Annotated in this window: 4 protein-coding genes and 1 pseudogene; all 5 read left to right on the top strand. The window is 34.8% G+C overall.

Annotation, left to right across the window (positions count from 1 at the left end):
- Nucleotides 1–154: 154 nt before the first annotated feature.
- Nucleotides 155–679 carry a c-type cytochrome gene (locus CWB65_RS16965; protein WP_008113900.1) on the top strand — a complete coding sequence of 175 codons (525 nt, stop codon included), beginning with the start codon at nucleotides 155–157 and terminating at the stop codon, nucleotides 677–679.
- A gap of 21 nt (nucleotides 680–700) precedes the next feature.
- Entirely contained in the window at nucleotides 701–1,186 is a 486-nt protein-coding gene (locus tag CWB65_RS16960; RefSeq protein ID WP_008128596.1) for a YybH family protein, read from the top strand.
- A 29-nt stretch (nucleotides 1,187–1,215) separates the two neighbouring features.
- Complete coding sequence (locus CWB65_RS16955) at nucleotides 1,216–1,698, top strand: YybH family protein (RefSeq protein WP_008128594.1); 483 nt, start codon at nucleotides 1,216–1,218, stop codon at nucleotides 1,696–1,698.
- A gap of 178 nt (nucleotides 1,699–1,876) precedes the next feature.
- Nucleotides 1,877–2,692, top strand: a complete 816-nt coding sequence (locus tag CWB65_RS16950) for a methionyl-tRNA formyltransferase (RefSeq protein WP_138741067.1) — start codon at nucleotides 1,877–1,879, stop codon at nucleotides 2,690–2,692.
- A 281-nt stretch (nucleotides 2,693–2,973) separates the two neighbouring features.
- A pseudogene (locus CWB65_RS19945) lies at nucleotides 2,974–3,236 on the top strand (hypothetical protein); the annotation flags it as partial.

Raw genomic sequence — 3,236 nt, 5'->3', positions numbered from 1 at the left:
GGATCACAGTAAAATGAAAGGAATGGATCACAGTAAAATGGAAAAAAAGAAAAATAAAAAGGCTAATAGTGATGATCACCAGAACCATTAATTAAATATTAAAAGTCACTTAATTGAAGCTCGTATTAAGTGACTTTTAAAGTAAGGAATTGTTATGAAAGCTCTTAAAATTCTATTGATATTATTGCTATTGGGAGGAGCTAGTGCAGCCACTGTCATGTATTCAGGGATAGTGAATGTAGCCGCAGATGAACCTCACAGTGATATTGTTTATTGGCTTCTTGAAGAAACTAGGGAGGCATCCATAAAGAAATCGGCTCAACATATCAAAGTACCTGATTTGGAAAGTCCTGAGTTGTTGTTAATGGGAGGAGCAGATTATGAATATATGTGCTCAAGCTGTCATCTAAAACCTGGATTAGAAGAAAGTGATATGAGCATTGGGCTGTATCCTCAACCACCTAATTTAAGTATTTCGCATGAAACTCATCAACACGGTACTGATGAAGAGCTTGCAAGGAAGAATTTTTGGGTGATTAAACATGGCATAAAAGCTTCAGGGATGCCAGCTTGGGGGAAAACTCACAGTGATGAAAGAATATGGGCCATGGTTGCTTTTATTAAGCGGTTACCGACTTTAACACCCGAGCAATATCAAGTGCTAACGGCAATAGATTAATTATTAAAGATAGGAATAAAAATGAAAATAATTCAAATAATAGTAACAGCGGCTTTGTTAATTTTCTTAACCATGAGCAATGTTGTAATCGCTCATGCAAGCGAAAAAAATAATACAAGTAAACGTGGTGAATTGACCGTATTAACAAGTGATGCAGGTAAAGTCGTTATGCAATTTCACCAAGCCATACAGGGTGGCGATAAGAGCAAAGCACGCGGCTTTTTAGCTGATGATGTCATTATATATGAGGGCGGTAGAGTAGAGCGCTCAGCCGATGATTATGCAAATCATCATATGCTGGCTGACATGAAATATTTGGCTCAACTTAAAGTAGAAATACTTGAACATGAAGTCAGGGAGGTGGGGGAAACAGCTTACTCAATATCCAAAACAAAGTTAACCGGAGAGTTTCAAGGAAAAGACGTGAAAAGTGAAGGTATGGAAAGTATGATACTTATGAAAAAAAATGGAAAATGGAAAATAGTCCATATCCATTGGTCACACTAGCTTAAAAAAATAATAATAAAGGATAAAAAATGATCAAGTATATTGCAGCAGCTATTTTAGTTATCACAAGTTTTGTTAGCTTTGCTCATGGGGGAGGAAAACATATAAACAAAGATAAACAGGCAATAATCGATATCATTTCGAGTATTAAGTATGGTTGGGAAAATGGAGACGGAGCACCATTTAGAAAGAACTTTCTTGATTATAAAGGTGCTCGATATATAGAAGGTGGCGGGCAAAATACAGGATTGAACTCATTAGTTGAACATCATGTTGAACCTGAAAAAGATGCACTGGAATATTTAAGGCTGAATTTTAGTGAAATAGAAGTTCACTTTGAGGGTGATGACAAATCTTTTGCGTGGGCTATTGCTGATACACGGATAGAAGGAAAAGTGAACAAAAGTGGCAAAATATTCGACAAAACAGGATTTCAAACATTCTTATTTCGCAAAGTAGATAAAAATTGGAAAGTAGTACATACCCATTCTTCTAGTAGAAATAGAAAGTAATAATTGTTTAAAACTGTACAGCATGATGAGTTGTTAGTTTAAAACTTTTACAGGAATGGAGTAGGGCTTTTAAGTGAAAAAAAAGAGATAAATAAAACTTAAATTTATATGAATTTAAAGTCACTTTAGGCCCTATTAAAAAATATTACATCACTTGTTTAGAGTTGAGGTTCGGCTTATGAGAATAGTTTACTTCGGCAATAATATGTTTTCTTCGTGCTTAAAATATTTAATTAAGGGCGGCTTTGAAATTGAAAGAGTTTACATTAACTCGCCCGATTTTACGTCTTCGGCTATATCAAAATTGTGCGAAACGCATCAAATTCCCTTGTTCAAAAATAAGCCTATGAGTGAAGAGCTTGAACATTTGATTTCCATGGGTGTAGAAATGTTCATAGTAGCTGAGTATCTACACATATTACCTGAAACCAATGTTAAGTACGCTATTAACATACACCCGTCAATGTTACCAAACGGCAGGGGGCCAACGCCATTACCATATCTATTAAAATATCCTGAACATTCTGGCGTAACAATTCATAAATTAACAAATGTGGTAGATGGTGGAGACGTGATTCTTCAATCTGGTGTTCCCATTCAAAAGAATGAATCTATCACAACTGTAATGGTCAAAATGCATATTGAAGCGGTAAATTTATTAAAAACCTTCCTTTCTGATGTCGAATGTCACTATGAAAATGCTAAGCCTCAATCTGAATACTCATATTTTCCACTCATAGACATAACAGAGCGGATGCTGGACTGGAAACAATCAACACAACACATAAGTAGCAAGATTCGCAGTTATGGCTTTATTGGGGTAGTTCTTAAACTTAATAACCGTCTTTGGAATGCCAAACATCTAGAAACTGTAGAATACGGCCATCATTATGACGCAGGAGAGGTTATATATGAAGATGAATATTTACTAGTTGTTAGTTCATATGACGGAATTGTTTGCGTCCACAAATATTCATTATCTTTGGTTGCATGATGTATTGAAACGGGATGTTACAGCATGAACGTTTCTCATATTTTTATAAAGATAATGTGACACATGCTACAATCAAAGGTACTTAGAGCTTTTACTGTCAAAACAAAAACAAGAATTAAAAAAATATCGGCATGCATTGCTAATTAGAGTGCATAACTTTTAGAAGTATAACTCAGAACATAGCTGGAATAAGGGTGATGAGAAGCTTATAGGAATTGTAAATTCTCTTCAGAATCATTTAAATAAAACAGTTATGAGCCTAGCGCTAATGGAGTACAAAAATGAAATTTACTAAATATAAAATATATAATTACATTGGAATTATCTTCATTCCCTTGCTGCCTTCATGCATAAGTGCAGCAGAGCCAACGGTAGATAATCAATCAAAGAGTTATCAAGATAAAAACTATACCAGCATTCAAAAGTCACTACAGCAAATGAATAATAATTTACAAACTGAATCGCCCCGTGTTTGCCAGAGACTCAATAACTTGAGAAACTGGAACTATGAAAAAATCAAATCGCTATACATCAGAATTTCGTG

Origin of the sequence: Pseudoalteromonas sp. S554 (genome assembly GCF_005930865.1) — a bacterium.
Taxonomy (GTDB): domain Bacteria; phylum Pseudomonadota; class Gammaproteobacteria; order Enterobacterales; family Alteromonadaceae; genus Pseudoalteromonas; species Pseudoalteromonas marina.
The sequence above is the reverse complement of the archived record's forward strand: the minus strand, read 5'-3'. Positions and strand labels throughout refer to the sequence as shown.

Coding starts and splice junctions, on each gene's coding strand:
- CWB65_RS16965 (WP_008113900.1), top strand. CDS start 155: ATGAAAGCTCTTAAAATTCTATTGATATTATTGCTATTGGGAGGAGCT.
- CWB65_RS16955 (WP_008128594.1), top strand. CDS start 1,216: ATGATCAAGTATATTGCAGCAGCTATTTTAGTTATCACAAGTTTTGTT.
- CWB65_RS16950 (WP_138741067.1), top strand. CDS start 1,877: ATGAGAATAGTTTACTTCGGCAATAATATGTTTTCTTCGTGCTTAAAA.
- CWB65_RS16960 (WP_008128596.1), top strand. CDS start 701: ATGAAAATAATTCAAATAATAGTAACAGCGGCTTTGTTAATTTTCTTA.